We start from the raw sequence: 16,476 nt of genomic DNA, 5'->3' as shown, positions 1-16,476 counted from the left end.
GCTGTCACCAGGGCCGTCAGCCGCACCACCCGCACCGAGACGATCACGTCACCCCGGGCGGCCCGGAACGGTCAACCGCTCAGTGATTCCTCGGCGTCCCGGCGCGTCGGCCAGTTGTCCCGCCGCTCCCGGGCCACCTCCGCACGGCTGCCGGCCCGCTCTCCGGGTAGGGAGACCGACGGTGTGAGGGCCGGTGCGGGGGTGGCGGGCTCGGGGATCACGGCGCTGGTGGACAGCGCGGGGCGCCTGGTGGTCCGGTGCATGCGCCGTCCGGCGGACTCGCCGTCGGTTTCCCTGCTCTGGTGGTCGAAGAAGCGGAGCATCTCCACGGGGAACGGCATCACGAGGGTGCTGCTCTTCTCGGCGGAGACGTCCACCACGGTCTGCAGCAGCCGCAGTTGGCATGCTCCGGGAGTGTCGGCCATCGTCGCGGCGGCGTCGGTCAGCCGCTGGGACGCCTGGAACTCTCCGTCGGCCGCGATGACCCGCGCGCGGCGTTCCCGCTCGGCTTCGGCCTGCTTGGACATGGAGCGCATCATGGACTCCGGAAGGGCGATGTCCTTGATCTCGACGCGCTCGATGCGCAGCCCCCAGGGCTCCTCGGTGGGGGCGTCCATCACCTTCTTGAGTTCCGCGTTGATGTGGTCACGGTCGGAGAGCAGCGTGTCCAGCTCAGCCCTGCCGATGACCGAGCGCAGCGACGTCTGGGCGATCTGGGAGACGGCGGCAGGATAGTTGCGCACGTTCACCAGGGCCTTGACGGGGTCAATGACCTTGAAGTAGACGACCGCGTCGACGGTGAGCGTCACGTTGTCGGCGGTGATGGACCCCTGTGGCGGGATGCCGAGGACCTCGGTCTGTACGGACACCTTCCGCATACGGTCCCCGATCGGCCGGATGACACGCAGACCCGGCCCGCGGATGTCCGGCAGCAGCCGCCCGAAACGGAACACCACACTGCCCCTATAACGAGGGTTAGGACTGCACAGGTCTGACCAGGTGGAAGACCTCCCGGGCCGCGTAGCGCTTGAGGCTGCGGACGATCTCGCGCCGGGTCTTGCCCTCCTTGCTGCGGCGTTCGTAGTAGTCCTGGGTACGCGGGTCGACGCGCAGGCGGGTCTGCACGATCCGGTGCAGGGCCGCGTTCGCTTGCCGGTCGCCGCCCCGGTTGAGGCGCCGGTACTGCCGACTGCCCGAGGAACGCTCGACCGGGCTGACCCCGCACAGGGCCGCGAACGACGCCTCACTGCCCAGGCGTTCCGGGTTGTCCCCCACCGTGATCAGCAAAGTGACGGCTGTGTCCGGACCGATGCCCACCACCTCGAGCAGCTGCGGAGTGTGGCGCTCCACCAGCCGGGTCAGGCGGCCTTCCAGGTCCCGGACACCTTCGCTGAGCTGCCCGATGCGCCGGGCCAGCAGACACAGGGTCACGTGGGTGGCGTGGAGCACCGATCCCTCGCCGGCCTCATGGGTCAGACTGTCGTCGACGAGCCCTGCGCACGTGCGGAAAAGCTCTGCATTGCCCAGCCCGGCCAGTTCCTCTCTCAGCTGCGGATCGGCACGGATGAGGACGGCCTTGAGCTGGTTGATCGCCTGGGTGCGGGCCTTGACCGCCGAGTCCTTGGCCAGCTTGTACATCCGGGCGATCTCCACCGGCCCGTCGCCCGTCTTGGCCTGGGCCCGCGCCCGCCCGCTCAGCACCGCACGGGCCGCGTTCTCGGCATCGAGTGGGTCGGACTTGCCTCGCCGTCGGCGGTCGGCCCGGTCGAACCGGTTCACATCGAAGACGTCCACGCCCTGGGCCAGCAGGTAGCGGGACAGGGCCGCCCCGAAGGAACCGGTCCCTTCCACTCCGGCCCGCCGCACCGTACCCGACGCCCTGGCCCACCCCAGCAGGTTGCGGTAGCCGGCCGCGCTGGCCGGGAACTGCTGGGTGCCGATCACTTCCCCCACCAGGGAGAGCACGGCGGCCACATGGGCATCCCGGTGCGTGTCCACTCCGAGGACCACCTCCGCCGCCGGCCGGCGCCGACGAGGACGCGAAGCGGCGGACGTGCCGGTCATGCTCGTTCCCTTTCAGGCCGACGGCTTATCGCGTAGCCGGCAGCGGGCCGTGCGGACGGTCAGAATCGTGATGACGCCTTTACGGCAAGCCCCTATCGAGACACGTCCATCAGCCCGAGACCAACAGTGCGCAGTCCCCTGGCCGGCGGTCGACACAGTGTGATCAGGACACCTCGGTCAGAGATCTCAGGAGTCAGACCCCGCCGTAGACAGGCACCCACCTACGGTTCTCGGCCCAACCGGCTTCCAGCCACGTCAGCCCGCTCGTTCGAGCGAATTGACTCGAAGCACCGGTCGCCTACCACCGGAACTGGCACCATGCCGCCGTCGTACGTCACTTCGAGTCGAAGGCGGACCATTGGAACGACAGGTCAACGAGCGGCAGCTCTCGGTGTTGCAGTGGGTGGAGGCCGGGTGCCCTGCCGGCGTATGGGAGACCAACTCCTACAAGACCACCTGTCAGGCACTGCACAACCGGGGCCTGGTCACGGTCTCCCGGAAGGCCGGGCAGTGGAGCGTCGCCCTGACGAGCGCCGGCCGACACTACCTGACACACGGCACATACCCTCCCCGCGGATCACGCCCGCGGAAGACCCAGGCCCCCACTGCACGACCCCAGTCCACCCGAGCACAGGCAACTCCGGCCGCCGGGCGGAAGCCACGCCCTCGCTCACAGCCTCGTGTGACGCTCACCGAGCAGCTATTACAGGAGCTCGCGGAGGCCGGCGGCAGGATCGTCAAGAGCGGTAGCGGTCCGGGCTTGGAGAAGTGGCCGTCCCGCGTCGCCGCGGCACGCAGGTCCGGAAGGGTTCCGGAGACGAAGGAGCTGTACGGAAGCTGGTGCCGCGACGGGTATGAAATCAAGCTCGTCGACATCCCCGCCTGGCGTCTTGCCGTCCTCGACCCCGTTCCCGTGCCCTCGTGGCTCACTCGGCCGCACACCGTTATCCGGGCCATGCAGAACGAACGCCAACCGCTCGGCCTGACCAAGCCCGTCCAAGGACGCGCTCTCCGACTCATCCAGGCACTGATCACCACCGCCGAGGCCGACGGACACACCTGCTCGGCCGGGCACACCGGCTTCGCACCCCCGTCTCATCGGCGCCGCAGGGCACATCCTCACTTCACCATCACCGCACAGGGCCAGACCGTGGGGTTTCTTGTCCTCCAGGAACAGGACCGGGCCGAGCACGTCGCCACCGAGAAGGAACTCGCGGAGGCCGAGAAGCACTCCTGGGTCAGAATTCCCCGCTTCGACTACACCCCGTCCGAACGCCTCCGTATCATCCTCAGCGGCGGCCAGCCACACCGGGCGAGCGAATGGGCCGACGCTCCCGGCCGCCCCCTCGAAGAGCAGCTCGCCGAGATCGCACAGGAGGTCACACTTCGCGGCGAAGCCGCCGAACGCAGACGCCAGGACGAGGCCGAAGTGGCACGCCAGAAGCGCATCCGCTGGGAAGCCGCCATGGAACAAGCCCGCATCCGGTACGCGGAGGCGTACCGCGTCAGACACCTAGAAGCTCAGGAAGCGGCATGGCGCCACGCCACCCGACTGACCCAATACGTGAGCACCGTACGCACGCGAGTCGAGGACATGCCTCCGGGGCAGACCAGAACCGACGCCGAGGAATGGATCAGCTGGGCAGCGGCCACCGTTGAGCGCCTCGACCCATTGAACACACCGCCCCGGCTGCCCGACATTCCCAAGCCACAAGCCGACGACCTGAAACCCTTCCTCGGGCACTGGAGCCCTTACGGTCCCACCTACTGAACGCCCGCACCGCACCTTGTGCGCCCACAACCGCAGTTCAGGAGCTCTTCGCGACCGGTTCAATCGCGGCACACCGGCCTGGTGGGTCATCGGAAAGATGTCGACCTGAGCGATCGTCGGAAAACCCGAGGTCAGATCCCATTTCCTGGCCCATCGCCATGCATGTGGGTGCCCAGGGAGGCAAACGGGCGTCACGGCCGACAGTCCGCCCTTTCAACCCGGTCGCTCCAGCCTTCGCCAACACCCTGCTCGACGCGACCGGCGTCCTCCTCGGCCAACTCCCGCTCAGTCGCGACCGGGTGTGGCTGGTCGTGCCAGACGCGGGCCTGACGGATCGGCAGGTGGGCGACTCGTGGTGGAACGCTCCCTGTCAGCCGACCTGCTGCACCTTGATCGCGTCGCTCACCCGAACCGTCCCGGCTGCAAGGACGTCCAGGTAGACACCGAGCACGATGCCGGGACCCGCCGGGAGTTCGTGGGCGGTCGAAGTACGCGTCAACTGGCCCGAAGACCGACCGCCAGCGTCAGTTCAAGGACCCGGTGTGGCGATGCGAGATCCGGAAACAGCTCCCGCAGCTGCGACATCCGGTACCGGACGGTCTGGGGATGGACGAACAACGCCGCCGCCACCTCGTCCCGCCTGCCCTGGTGCAGCAGCCACGCCCGCAACGTCTCCTCCAGCCGCCGTGCGGTCGCGACAGGCAAGGTCCGCAACGGTGCGAGGGCTCGGGCACGCAGGTCTGCGAACGCGTCCACGTCGGCGCTCAGCACCAGCTCGGGCAGGTGGTCCTCGGTGTCGCGGATATCAGAGGAGAGGGAGCGCGCGCGTGCGGCTCGTGCGTACGAGGCGGACGCACGAGTCCATGGCCGGGCCGGGCCGACCACGGCGGTGCGGTCGGTCAGCTGCCGCAGGAGATGTGATCGGTCGGAATCGGGGACGAGCAGCACGCCGGTGGCGTCCGGCAGGTCGTCGAGGACGAGGGTGCTCGGGTCGAGCGCGCGGTAGGCAGGCCGGGCCTGGGCGGTGGGCAGCAGGACCGCCGTCAGCGTAACCGGAGGCTGCCATCCGGCCCGTTGAGCAGAGGCCAGCAGCACGTCCGGGCTCGCGCCGGCGAGGATTTCGCGGGCCAGGTGTTCCAGGTGGCGTTCGTGGGCCCTGCCCCGGGCGGCCAGTTCGTCGGCGTGGCCCGCGGCGCTCGCGGCGGAGAGCTCGTCGATGTAGGCGAAGGTCAGCTCGGCGAACTTGGCGACCTCGGCGGCGGGCAGACCTGCGGACACGGCGCCCGCTGCCAGGCATCGCCAGGCCACGCGGGCGCCGACGCGGTAGGCGCTCAGCAGGGCGTCCATCGAACGGCCGTCGCGCACCTCGCCGCGGCCCAGCTCGTACGCCGCGTCACCGCCGTCGCCGCCCGTGGCGTTCCCGCTCGCGAGGTCCAGGTAGTGCCCGAGGGCGGTGCGAACGGCTCGGCGGATGGTGCCGCCCATGCTGCCCGAAAGGGCGTTGGCGTAGGGAGGGACCTCGTCGATGATCGCCTGGACGACCTCGTCGGCGGTGGTCTTCAACGCGGCCCTCAGTGCGGTGACCGTCGTCTCATCCAGGGCCAGTTCGCTGGCCCTCCGGGTCACACGACTCACGTTTTTATTCCCTGCGAACAATTCCACCCACCAGATTCACATCCTACGGTCAGGACTTTACGCCCTGAGACGCAGCAAGCTGGAGTCATGACGAGTGCAGCCCTTCGCAGCAGGGCGTGGAAACTGCTGGAGATGGTCACGACGCCGCTGCTGCCGTCGGACTACCTCGACCTGGTCAGCCCACTGCGTGCGGGCGCTGACCTGCGGGGGCGCATCGAGGCCGTGCACCCCGAGACGGATGACGCCGCGACCATCGTGATCAGGCCGGGACGGGGCTGGCGCGGCCACACGGCCGGTCAGTACGTGCGGATCGGGGTCGACGTCGACGGGGTGCGCCTGTGGCGTGCCTACTCCATCACCTCGCCGACGAACCGCCAGGACGGCCGCGTCACGATCACCGTGAAGGCGATCCCGGACGGCAAGGTCAGCAACCACCTGGTCCGCAGGGCGAAATCGGGCACGTTGATCCAGCTCGACCAGGCGACCGGTGACTTCGTGCTGCCGCAGGCGAAGCCCGCCAAGGTGCTCTACCTGACGGCCGGCAGCGGCATCACGCCCGTGATGGGCATGCTGCGCGACATCGAGTTCGACGACGTCGTCATGGTCCACTGCGCGCCACGGCCGCAGGACGTGATCTTCCGCAACGAACTGCACGATCTGGTCGCGGACAAGAAGCTGCGGCTCATCGAGGTGCACACCGCCACAGACGGCATGCTCGACATCGCCCGTCTCGACGAACTCGTGCCCGACTGGGCCGAGCGCGAGACCTGGGCCTGCGGACCTGCGGGCCTGCTCGACGCCGCCGAAGAGCACTGGAGCGGGCACGGCGTCCAAGAGCGCCTGCACACCGAACGCTTCCGCCCCGGCATCGTCGTCGCCGGCGACGGATGCGGCGGCGGCGAGGTCACGTTCAGCGCCACCGGCAAGACCGTCCACGCGGACGGCGCCACGCCGTTGCTGGACATCGGCGAGAAGGCCGGCGTACTCATGCCGTCCGGGTGCCGCATGGGCATCTGCTTCGGCTGCGTCACGCCGCTCAAGGCGGGCGCCGTCCGCGACCTGCGCACCGGCGAGATCACCGAGGCCGAGCCGGGCGTCCTCATCCAGACCTGCGTGTCCGCCGCGGCGGGCCCCTGTGACATCGAACGGTAGGAGCACCTTGACCGCCATCGACCCCACCGCCCACCTGACCGCGGAGCAGATCGAGCAGCTCGGCCGCGAGCTGGACGCGATCCGTGACGAGGTGATCGCCGGCCGCGGCGAGAAGGACGCCGCCTACATCCGCAAGGTCATCTCGGCGCAGCGCAAACTCGAACTGGTCAGCAGGGGCGTGCTGCTGTTCTCGATGTTCCCGCCCGCGTGGCTGCTCGGCACCGCCGGGCTGTCCGTGGCGAAGATCATGGACAACATGGAGATCGGCCACAACATCCTGCACGGCCAGTGGGACTGGATGCGAGACCCGAAGATCCACTCCACGACCTGGGAGTGGGATCACGTCTCGCCGGCCGACCAGTGGAAGCACTCGCACAACGAGCTGCACCACACCTACACCAACGTGATCGGCAAGGACAACGACCTCGGCTACGGCATCATGCGCGTCGACGAGGACCAGAAGTGGCACCCGTTCCACCTCGGCCAGCCGCTGTGGAACTTCCTCAACGCCTGCTTCTTCGAGTACGGCATCGCAGCGTACGACCTGGAGCTCGGCAAGAACCTGAACAAGCGCCGCCGCAACAACCCGGAGTTCCGCGCCCGGGCCAGGGCTGTGGGCCGCAAGATCCGCAAGCAGGTGGTCAAGGACTACGTGATCCACCCGCTGCTGTCGGGCCCGTCGTTCCTCACCACGCTCGCCGCCACGTTCACCGCGAACCTGGTCCGCAACATCTGGTCCCACTCGGTGATCATGTGCGGGCACTTCCCCGAAGGCGTGCAGGTCTTCGAGCGCCGGTCGATCAACGGCGAGACGCGCGGCCAGTGGTACCTGCGCCAGATGATGGGCTCGGCGAACATCAGCGGCAGCAGGGCCATGCACTTCATGACCGGCAACCTGTCACACCAGATCGAGCACCACCTGTTCCCGGACCTGCCGAGCAACCGGTACGCCGAGGTCGCGGTGAAGGTGCGCGCGCTGTTCGAGAAGTACGAGCTGGAGTACGTCACCGGGCCGCTGCCCAAGCAGGTGTTCTCCGCGTGGCGCAAGGTCTTCCGGCTCTCGCTGCCGAACAAGAAGCCCGAGGTCAAGACGCCGGACCGTGAGCAGGAGCTCGTCGCCGCCTGATTGTTACAAGCGCCTGGCTCACGAACCCGAGGTCAGGCGCCCTTGTCCGCAGGCTCCAGAATCGCCACGCACTCCACGTGATGCGTCATCGGAAACACGTCACAAGGTGTGTGGACGGGAGGAGAATCTGCAGTTCACATGGGGTTTTCCTGCCTTGGGCGCGGGCTGTGAGGCGGCCGGAGCGTCAAATGAGCGTCATGTCTGACGGACTTTCTCTCCTCCTTTGGCCGGTACACCGGGCTGTCCGCGTTTCTGATGCCCGTGGCCGTCATGTTGCTGCTCGGGCGGCAGGTCAGCTGCTGGAGGTGCTGCGGGATGCCCGGCGCAGCGCTCGCCACCGGGCCGCCCGGGCCGACCCGGTGGGCCGGTGATGAGGCTGGACATCAGGACCGACTCGTCGCCGGGTTTCACCTCGTGCACATCGGCGTCCGCCCCCGGACGCCTGCCCGGATGTGGCTCAGGCATCGATGATGACGGGGTTGCGGCAATAGGTGCGGAACACCCAGTTCGCCACGGCGCGGGCGAGGAGTTGTTCGAGTTGGCGCGCGTCCCCGACGCCTTCCTCGGCTGCGGTGGCCAGGGTCTTCTCGATGACGGGGATGACCGGCTCGAAGGTGGCGTCGTCGTGGACGAAGCCGCGGGCCAGGAAGTCGGGGGCCTCTGCGAGGGCGCCGGTGTCCGCGTCGATGGGTCTCCCAGTCGAGCGTTCTGCATGGGCGGCTGTTGAGTTCGGTGGCTGGCGTCCAGGTCCTCGCGGGTGTGGCGGGATAGGTCGGTGCCCTTGGGGAAGTACGGGTTCGCCTACCCCGAGTTCGCTCAGTGTCCTCCGGGTGTTCGAGGACTCACACTGACCCTTTGCTGACTTTTCTGACGGCGCGCCAGTCGTCCCCCTGCGCGGTCACTCGGTCTGTCGGGGGCAAAGCTCCGAGTCCGTCTGACCAGGACGCGCAGGTACGCGGCCAACTCGAGGGCGTGGCCCCCGTCAGAGGGGCGCCAGCGCCCACGTCTCCTTGATCTCTGCAGGGAAGATGCGCGCATGTTCCCGCGTGCCCGCGACAAGACCCACAGTGTCTTCGCTACCTGCCAAGCCGTCGGCTGCCCCGTGCAACGGCTTTTCCGCAGACTCCGGCCCCCTCCTGGGCACTCCTGCAGGGGCCGGGGGATCGAGGTCACGGCTCCAGAAACAGCTCCAGTGGCACTTCCTGCCCCAGCCCGATCTCGGCCCAGATCGTCTTGCCTCGGCGGCCGTAACGAGTGCCCCACATGGTCGTGAGCTGTGCCACCAGGAACAGGCCCCGTCCTCCTTCGTCCTCGCTGCCGGCGTGGCGGAGATGTGGAGACGTGTGACCCCCGTCCGAAACCTCGCAGATCAGCGTGCGATCGACGTCCCGAAGCAGGCGCAGGGTGACCGGGGGGCGGCCGTATCGGATCGCGTTGGTGACGAGTTCGCTCACGGCCAGTTCCGAGACGAACGCCGCGTCGTCCAGTCCCCATTCCTCCAGCTTGCCTCGGACGAGCGTACGGGCTCCGGCCACTTCGGCCGGGTCGGAGGCGACATGCCAGACTGCCATGCTGTCCTCTGGGAAAGCGTGGACGCGCACCAGCATCAGTGCGGCATCGTCGTCGGTGGATCCCTGGGCATACAGCGAGGCGACGTCGTCGCACGCTTTCTGCAGCGACGCGGTCGAGGCGTCCAGTGCGTCGCACAAGTCCGCCACTCCCTCGTCCACGTCCCGGCTGCGCGCCTTGACGATTCCGTCGGTGAACAGGGCGAGCACAGTACCCTCGGCGAACTCGAACTCCACGCTCTCGAAGGGCAGCCCACCGATGCCCAGCGGGGGGCCTATCGGCAGGTCGAGCGCTTCAGCCTGTCGGGCCCCTGCCCCACGGCCGGCGGCGACCGGCGGGAGGTGGCCCGCGCTGGCCATGGCGCACGTGCGGGAGGTGGGGTCGTATACGGCGTAGAGGCAGGTCGCTCCCAGCGCCCTGTCGGTCCCCTCGTCGCCCGGTGTGCGGTGTACGCCGACTCGCGTCTGACCCACCAAGTCGTCGAGCCGGGCGAGGAGTTCGTCCGGTGGAAGGTCCAGGGCGGCCAGTGCGCGCACGCTGGTGCGCAACCGGCCCATGGTGGCTGCGGCGTCCACCCCGTGCCCCACCACGTCGCCGACCACCAGTCCGACCCGGGCGCCCGACAGCGGGATCACGTCGTACCAGTCGCCCCCGACTCCGAGAGGACCGGCGGCGGGGATGTAGCGGTCCGCGACCTCGATTCCGCTCGACTGGGGTAGCGCTCGCGGGAGGAGGTCACGCTGCAGTTTCAGCGCCGTGGTGTGCTCGCGGATGTAGCGGCGAGCGTTGTCCAGGCACACCGCGGTGCGCGAGGTCAGTTCTTCGGCGAGGGCGCGATCCTCCTCGGTGAAGGGTGCACGGGGCGGCTGCCGCAGGAGGGTGACCGTGCCGAGCGTAGTGCTGCCGAGGAGCAGAGGCAGGGCCAGCAAGCGTTGGTGCGCAGTCGTCGAGCGGGTCCCGATGACACCGAGCAGCACATCACTATTCGTGCTGTCGGAGTAACTCCTCGTGCGCTCTGTCATGAGCCGTAGCCCAGCCGGTGCGCCAGAAGCGGAGGACGGGGCTTCCTCTCCTCCCAGGACCGACTCCGCGACCTCGATCCGTACGGAGTCGGCGAATTCCGGAACGACGAGCCCCGCGAGTTCCTCCGCCGTCTGCCTGGCGTCGAGCGTGGTACCGATCCCGCTGGCGCGGCTGAGCAGGGCCAGGCGAGTCCGCGCTTCGTAGCGGTCGGTGACATCGACGGCCGCCTCGCAGATGCCTAGGGGGTGGCCCGCCTCGTCCTGCAGACGGAAGTACGAGCACGAGTAGACCTGGTAGTACTCGGAGGCAGCGGGGGTGGGCCCGCGCCAATGGACGTCGAGCACCGGTTCGCCGCTGCTCAACACCTCGTTCAGCACCTCGTCCATGTCGTGGTATCCCGGAGGAGAGAGGATCTTGCCGTGCGGATAGAGCACACTGTGGGGCCGTCCGAACCATTCACCGGCGTGCCAGCCCATGGCCTCCTGCACAGCCTCATTGACCCACTTGAGTCGGGTATCGGGGCCGTAGACGCTCAGCCCCACGGGCGCCTGTGTGAAGAGCCGGGACAACATCGACTGGTCCGTCATCCGCTCCTCGTAGCGGTCGCTTGCCACCGCCATCACGACCCAGGCGGGCCTCCCCTGGCCCTGCTCCACCGGAAAGATGCGCAAGACCGTCTCCGCCAGCGACCCGTCCGGGCGTCGAACGGTACGGGTCTCGGTCCGGGCGCCCCCGGATGCCGGTGCCCCCGGTGCCTCGAACCCTTGCAGCGTGTCGGCCCGGGTCCGAACGTCCCGCAGCACCTCGCTCACCGGACGATCGAGCACGTCACGGGTGTCAGCACCGTAGAGACTGCTGGCTCCAGGACTCCAGCCGGTCACCCTCCCCCGCGCATCCACCACGATCATCGCAGCCGTAGGCGTGTCGAAAGGGCTGTGATGACCGGTCTCACGTGATGCGCGCATCATGCACACGACCTGCCAAGTACTGGAACGTCTGGAATCAAGGCTACGCCTGGCTCCCGCGGCGCGTCTTACGCCCCAGGTCACCGCCACTGCGATCCCGGGACATCGCGCATCCCCCCGGCTGAGGGAGACAGTGCTCCTGTTCGCGAAGTAGTGCGTCACCGCCCCTGTCGTGCACCCGGCGCACTGTGCCACCTTGCGCAGCGACGCGTTGGCACACCCCTCCTTCACGATCACCCGAAGCCGCCGCCTTCAGTAACTCGGCTCACTTCGCCACATGGTCACCGGTCGGAGGCCACGCCGCACGACAGACCCTGTCAGGGCAGTTCAGCGCGCATGGCATGCGCTATGACCTCTCCGATGAGTACGGCTGTCGCCGCTGGGCCGCGCAGTGGGGCCGTGGGCAGGATCGAGGTGTCGGCGACGCGGAGACCGTGCACGCCGTGGACTCTTCCGTACTGGTCGACCACCGCATTCGCGGTGTCCGGGCCCATCGGTGCGGTCCCGCATGTGTGGTGAGCGGTGCCGATGTTCCGGTTGATCCATCCGTCCAGTGCGTGATCGCAGTTGAGCACGTCCGGACCCGGTTGGAGCAGTCCGTGGGAGATTTCGTCGAAGGCCGGTGTGGTAATGAGTTCCGCGGTGGCGCGCACGGCTTCGCGCAGGCGGCGGCGGTCCTTGGGGCTGGCGAGGTAGCCGTACTCGATACGCGGGGGCGTCGCGGGATCCGCGGACCTCAGGGACAGGCGGCCGGTCCTTCCAGGTGACTGGACCGAGACGAGGAAGGGCAAAGGCGCGCCGGGCACGGTCGTCGTGCCGCCGACGAGTCCTGCCAGGGGGACCAGCGACTGCAGGATCTCCAGGTCACCCGGATGGGTTCCGTCCGAGGAGGACAGGTGCAGGCAGCCGCCCAGCCAGGAGCCGTGCGGCGCGCCCAGTTCCCGCCGTGGGGACCACTCCAAGACGAGCTGAGGGTGGTCGCTGAAGCGGGTGCCGACCGCCGGGGCATCCACGGCGACGGGGATGCCGAGCCGCTCCAGGTCGGCTCGCGGGCCGATGCCGGACAGCTGGAGCAGTTGCGGAGTGACGAGGGAGCCGGCGCACAGGACGATCTCGCCGCCACAGAAGACGGTCTCTTGCCCGTTCTGGCGTACGGCGACTCCCGTGGCGCGACCGTTGCGGATGACGATCCTGCTGACGGGGCAGTCGCCGAGCGCGGTGAGATTCGGGCGCCCCAGCGCCGACAGCGCATAGGTGAGGCCGATGTTGAGCCGCACACCGTCGACGGCGTTGCACGGGACGGGGCCGAAGCCCGGCGGCGCCTGGTCGTTCTTGTCGGGTTCGAGCGGGTGGCCGAGGTGGTCCGCCGCGTCGCGGAAGGCAACTGCGGCAGGGTGGGCGAGGGATGCGCGGCGTACCAGCACCGGTCCACAGCCGCCGTGCAGGTCGTCGGCGCCGTGGTCGAGGTCCGTCTCCAGGGCGCGCAGCCAAGGGAGCATCCGGTCGTACGTCCAGGCCGGGTTGCCCGCTGCCGCCCAGCGGTCGAAGTCTGCGCGCCGGGCGCGGACGAAATAGCCGCCGTTGACGGTGGTCGAGCCACCGAGGTGGCGCCCGCGGACCACCGTGTAGGGCCGCTCGGGCGTGAGGTGCGCGGCGTACCGCTGGACGGCCGGGTGGTCCGGATGGGCTCCGGGAATCAGCCGCGCGTCGAGCAGCTCGGGCGCGAAATCGCGGAGACGGCGCGGAAACGGGCCTGCTTCGACGAGGAGTACGGTGCGTCCGGCGTCCTCGCTCAAGCGGGCCGCCAGCGCGGCACCGGAAGCCCCTGCTCCGACCACGATCACATCCGCGGACGTCCGGTCCGTGGTCTCAGCCACCAGTACGTCCCGACGGAGGCGTGACGCCGTCGGCGGAGAGCCACCACAGTCTCGGACGGAGCGGCTCGGTGGTGCGCTCCCGGATGCAGCCCTTCCAGACACCGAGGCTGTAGGCCAGGTCGTCGGCGAGGCGGGTGACCGTCCAGGGCAGGACCGGAAGTCCGGGGCGGCTGCGTCGGTGTTCCAGGAGCGGGGGCAGAAGGGCGGCTGCGGCCAGCGGGAGCCTCAGCCGGGGTACGGCTGCGGCCAGCGGCAGGGCCAGTGGCCACCAGGTGCGCGTCACGGCGCGGCCGAGTTGTTCGCCTGCCAGCAACGTGCCGCCTCCACTCAGCCGGGCCGCGGTGGCCCACGGTCGGTCCGACCAGGCCGCGAGTCTGCGCGCCAGCAGTCCGGTCGTTCCCGCCGTGACCAGGGCACCTGCGAGCGGCCGTCGTGCCAGGGCGAGTCCCCAGGCGAGCGCGCTCCAGCCGGCCATCGACGTGGCCGGGAGCGTGCCCGGGTGCCGGGCGGCCAGCGGTGCGGCGGAGGTGCCGTACTGGATGCGCTGGGCCAGCCACTGGTGCGGACGCGTCCGGTGCCGGTGGGCCACGGTGGCGGAGGGGTCGTAGCGGACGTGGTGACCGTCGGCCGCGAGCCGCCACACCAGGTCGACGTCCTCCCCGACGCGCATCGTCTCGTCGAAGCCCCGGCCCACGGCGGTGCGCCGCACCACCAACGCGGCGCTGGGCACATAGGGCACGTGCGAGCCGGGTCGTACGAGTGACTCCCTGGGCCCCATGTCCAAGGCCGAGCGCGCACATTCGTAGGCCGCGAGGAAGCCACGTCCCGCTCCCTCTGCCACGATGCGCGGCGCCACCGCGGCCACGGCGGGATCCGCGAAGTGCGGCAGCAAGGCGTCGGCCCATGCGCGGGTCGGCAGGCAGTCGGAATCCACGAAGGCCACCAATTCGGTGGTGGCGTGGGCGAGTCCGGTGTTCCGCGCGGCCGCCGGGCCCCCGTTCACAGGGCGACGGACCAGCCTGGCGCCGGCCGCCCGCACGACGTCCGCAACCGCGCCGGGGTCGGCCGAGGCGTCGTCCACGACGATCACCTCCGGTCCGCCGCTCAGGCCGGCCAGACAGCGGGCGAGGTGCCGGGCCCGGTCCCGGACCGGTACCACGACCGTCACGGACGGGCGCGGTGCCTCGGACGGCGGTACGGGGTGCATCATGCCTGCCTGGACCAACCGACGGGCCAGCAGTCCGGTCGCTCGCCCTTCCCCGACCGGCTTCCCGTCGAGCCACGCGCTCACGACTGGCACGGCGCGCGCCGTCAGCCGCATCAGCCGGTACGGGGAGCCTCCCAACAGGACCCGCCCGTCCCGCAGCAGACGCAGGCCGGGGTCGGGGCGCAGCCGGAAGACCGCGGGGAGTGGGGGAACGTCGATCACCAGGTGTCCTCGAACATCGGAAGGCCGGGCGACCAGCCTTCACCCGCTCGTCTCGACGCGTCGATCCCCCAGGTGGGCAGCAAGTGCGGCGCACCGACCCGCTCACGGCACCGCGGATACCTACCGTCACCCTGCGCCGCGACACCGGCCGCGCCGTGGACGACGAAGGGAACCTCCATGACCGACAACTCACAGACCTCGACCGCTGACCGTCTCCCCGCCGAGGACGACCAACTGATCGAGGAGGACCTGCTTGTCGAGGACGTGTCGATCGACGGCATGTGCGGCGTGTACTGAGGCGGGACACCATGCCCACGCACAGGAACGGGTCCGAGCGGTTCGACCTGGAGGCGGCCTGGGCCGTGCACCCCCAGGTCGCCGTTCGTCCGGAGCCCTTCGGGGCGCTGCTCTACCACTTCGGCACCCGGCAACTGTCCTTCCTCAAGGACCGCCGGCTGCTCACCGTCGTACAGGAACTGGCCCACCGCCCGAGTGCGGCGGAAGCCTGCCGGGTGGCAGGCGTCGAACCCGCCGAGTCGGGGCGCTACCGGGACGCGCTGGCGCAGCTTGCGAAGTCTCGGATGATCACCGAGCGCACCGGTCCGCCGAGCCGCGGTGACGCTCATCTGCAAGGAGAGGACGCGCGATGACCGTGCCTTCCGTAGCATCGCCGAGCCCGGCCCGGACGGGCCGCCTCGTGGACCATTTTCAGCACGGCCTCGAAGCGCCGATCTGTCTGACCTGGGAGCTCACCTACGCCTGCAACCTGGCCTGCGTGCACTGCCTGTCCAGCTCCGGTCGGCGCGACCCGCGCGAGCTGACCACCGACGAGTGCAAGATGGTCATCGACGAGCTGGAGCGCATGCAGGTCTTCTATGTCAACATCGGCGGCGGCGAGCCGACCGTGCGCCCGGACTTCTGGGAACTGGTCGACTACGCCACCGCCCACCAGGTGGGCGTCAAGTTCTCCACCAACGGCGTCAGGATCACCCCGGACGCCGCGCGGCGGCTGGCTGCCAGTGACTATGTGGACGTCCAGTTGTCCCTGGACGGGGCGACGGCCGAGGTCAACGACGCCGTACGGGGCGAGGGTTCGTACGCGACGGTGCTGCAGGCCATGGAGAACCTTGCCGCGGCAGGCTTCGCCGGGTTCAAGATCTCGGTCGTGGCCACCCGCCACAACATCGGGCAACTGGACGCGTTCAAGGCACTCGCCGACCGGTACGGGGCACAGTTGCGGCTGACGCGGCTGCGGCCCGCCGGCCGGGGCGCCGACGTGTGGGACGAACTGCACCCCGCAGCTGCGCAGCAACGGCAGCTCTACGACTGGTTGGTCGAGCACGGCGACGAGGTGCTCACCGGGGACTCGTTCTTCCATCTCTCCGCCTACGGCGAGGCGTTGCCCGGGCTGAACCTGTGCGGCGCCGGGCGGGTGGTGTGCCTGATCGACCCGGTCGGTGAGGTGTACGCCTGCCCGTTCGCCATCCACGACGCCTTCCGCGCCGGAAACGTCCGCGACGAGGGCGGGTTCACCCGGGTATGGCGCTCCTCGTCGCTCTTCCAGGAGCTGCGGCAGCCTCAGACGGGTGGCGCCTGCACGAAGTGTTCCGCCTTCGACGCCTGCCGTGGTGGGTGCATGGCCGCCAAGTTCTTCACAGGACTACCGCTCGACGGCCCCGATCCGGAATGCGTCCAGGGACACGCGGAGGCGGCGCTGGCCGGCGACCGGTCGTCCGCTCCCCGGCCCAGCGAGGACCACTCCCACCGGGGGCCGGTGCGCGGGCAGCCCGTCCTTCTCGGCCTGCCGGTTCGGCGGGAGAGCCGGCCCACGCGCATGTGCGACGAAAGTCCTCTGGCCTGACCGA

13 protein-coding genes and 1 pseudogene are annotated in these 16,476 nt (G+C 69.5%); 6 read left to right on the top strand and 8 right to left on the bottom strand.

Annotation, left to right across the window (positions count from 1 at the left end):
• Positions 1–71: 71 nt before the first annotated feature.
• Positions 72–989: a slipin family protein gene (locus AB0950_RS06415; protein WP_360155943.1), complete on the bottom strand. Its 918-nt coding sequence runs from the start codon at positions 987–989 to the stop codon at positions 72–74.
• Positions 976–2,064, bottom strand: a complete 1,089-nt coding sequence (locus tag AB0950_RS06410; protein WP_366777951.1) for an IS110 family transposase — start codon at positions 2,062–2,064, stop codon at positions 976–978. The genes AB0950_RS06415 and AB0950_RS06410 overlap by 14 nt, the downstream gene beginning before the upstream one ends.
• 682 nt (positions 2,065–2,746) lie before the next feature.
• Between AB0950_RS06410 and AB0950_RS06405 the strand changes: the two genes are divergently transcribed.
• A complete protein-coding gene (locus AB0950_RS06405) occupies positions 2,747–3,835 on the top strand; it encodes a hypothetical protein (protein ID WP_366777950.1) in 1,089 nt (362 codons plus the stop codon).
• Positions 3,836–4,205: 370 nt separating this feature from the next.
• On the opposite strand, the gene AB0950_RS06400 is transcribed toward AB0950_RS06405, so the two are convergent.
• Both AB0950_RS06400 and AB0950_RS06395 read right to left on the bottom strand, forming a co-directional pair.
• Positions 4,206–4,334: a hypothetical protein gene (locus AB0950_RS06400; RefSeq protein WP_360573509.1), complete on the bottom strand. Its 129-nt coding sequence runs from the start codon at positions 4,332–4,334 to the stop codon at positions 4,206–4,208.
• Positions 4,331–5,470, bottom strand: a complete 1,140-nt coding sequence (locus AB0950_RS06395) for a helix-turn-helix domain-containing protein (protein ID WP_366777949.1) — start codon at positions 5,468–5,470, stop codon at positions 4,331–4,333. Before AB0950_RS06395 ends, AB0950_RS06400 begins: the two co-directional genes overlap by 4 nt.
• Before the next feature lie 87 nt (positions 5,471–5,557).
• Between AB0950_RS06395 and AB0950_RS06390 the strand changes: the two genes are divergently transcribed.
• Positions 5,558–6,622, top strand: a complete 1,065-nt coding sequence (locus AB0950_RS06390) for a ferredoxin reductase (RefSeq protein ID WP_366777948.1) — start codon at positions 5,558–5,560, stop codon at positions 6,620–6,622.
• 7 nt (positions 6,623–6,629) lie between these two features.
• Entirely contained in the window at positions 6,630–7,748 is a 1,119-nt protein-coding gene (locus AB0950_RS06385) for an acyl-CoA desaturase (protein WP_366777947.1), read from the top strand.
• Between the two features lie 457 nt (positions 7,749–8,205).
• On the opposite strand, the pseudogene AB0950_RS06380 reads toward AB0950_RS06385, so the two are convergent.
• The 4 genes and pseudogenes from AB0950_RS06380 to mftF all read right to left on the bottom strand — a co-directional run.
• Positions 8,206–8,436 (bottom strand): annotated as a pseudogene (locus AB0950_RS06380) (RNase J family beta-CASP ribonuclease); the annotation flags it as partial.
• 481 nt (positions 8,437–8,917) lie between these two features.
• Complete coding sequence (locus tag AB0950_RS06375) at positions 8,918–11,305, bottom strand: SpoIIE family protein phosphatase (RefSeq protein ID WP_366778171.1); 2,388 nt, start codon at positions 11,303–11,305, stop codon at positions 8,918–8,920.
• Between the two features lie 317 nt (positions 11,306–11,622).
• Positions 11,623–13,182 carry a mycofactocin system GMC family oxidoreductase MftG gene (gene mftG, locus AB0950_RS06370; protein ID WP_366777946.1) on the bottom strand — a complete coding sequence of 520 codons (1,560 nt, stop codon included), beginning with the start codon at positions 13,180–13,182 and terminating at the stop codon, positions 11,623–11,625.
• Positions 13,175–14,611 carry a mycofactocin biosynthesis glycosyltransferase MftF gene (mftF, locus tag AB0950_RS06365; protein ID WP_360573463.1) on the bottom strand — a complete coding sequence of 479 codons (1,437 nt, stop codon included), beginning with the start codon at positions 14,609–14,611 and terminating at the stop codon, positions 13,175–13,177. The genes mftG and mftF overlap by 8 nt, the downstream gene beginning before the upstream one ends.
• Positions 14,612–14,788: 177 nt before the next feature.
• Between mftF and mftA the strand changes: the two genes are divergently transcribed.
• Genes mftA through mftC form a run of 3 tightly spaced genes read left to right on the top strand, consistent with a single transcriptional unit; the run spans position 14,789 to position 16,472 of the window.
• Complete coding sequence (gene mftA / locus AB0950_RS06360) at positions 14,789–14,908, top strand: mycofactocin precursor MftA (protein WP_158918944.1); 120 nt, start codon at positions 14,789–14,791, stop codon at positions 14,906–14,908.
• 11 nt (positions 14,909–14,919) lie between these two features.
• Complete coding sequence (gene mftB, locus AB0950_RS06355; RefSeq protein ID WP_360155411.1) at positions 14,920–15,261, top strand: mycofactocin biosynthesis chaperone MftB; 342 nt, start codon at positions 14,920–14,922, stop codon at positions 15,259–15,261.
• A gap of 47 nt (positions 15,262–15,308) precedes the next feature.
• Positions 15,309–16,472, top strand: a complete 1,164-nt coding sequence (mftC, locus tag AB0950_RS06350) for a mycofactocin radical SAM maturase (protein ID WP_366777945.1) — start codon at positions 15,309–15,311, stop codon at positions 16,470–16,472.
• Positions 16,473–16,476: the final 4 nt, after the last annotated feature.

Source organism: Streptomyces sp. NPDC007189, from assembly GCF_040703635.1.
Taxonomy (GTDB): Bacteria; Actinomycetota; Actinomycetes; order Streptomycetales; family Streptomycetaceae; genus Streptomyces.
This window is presented reverse-complemented; position numbering and strand designations above follow the sequence as displayed.

What these genes read in the sequence shown, in the direction of transcription:
- mftA (WP_158918944.1), top strand. Translation starts at nt 14,789, where the DNA reads ATGACCGACAACTCACAGACCTCGACCGCTGACCGTCTCCCCGCCGAG.
- AB0950_RS06410 (WP_366777951.1), bottom strand. Translation starts at nt 2,064, where the DNA reads ATGACCGGCACGTCCGCCGCTTCGCGTCCTCGTCGGCGCCGGCCGGCG.
- mftB (WP_360155411.1), top strand. Translation starts at nt 14,920, where the DNA reads ATGCCCACGCACAGGAACGGGTCCGAGCGGTTCGACCTGGAGGCGGCC.
- AB0950_RS06375 (WP_366778171.1), bottom strand. Translation starts at nt 11,305, where the DNA reads ATGCGCGCATCACGTGAGACCGGTCATCACAGCCCTTTCGACACGCCT.
- AB0950_RS06390 (WP_366777948.1), top strand. Translation starts at nt 5,558, where the DNA reads ATGACGAGTGCAGCCCTTCGCAGCAGGGCGTGGAAACTGCTGGAGATG.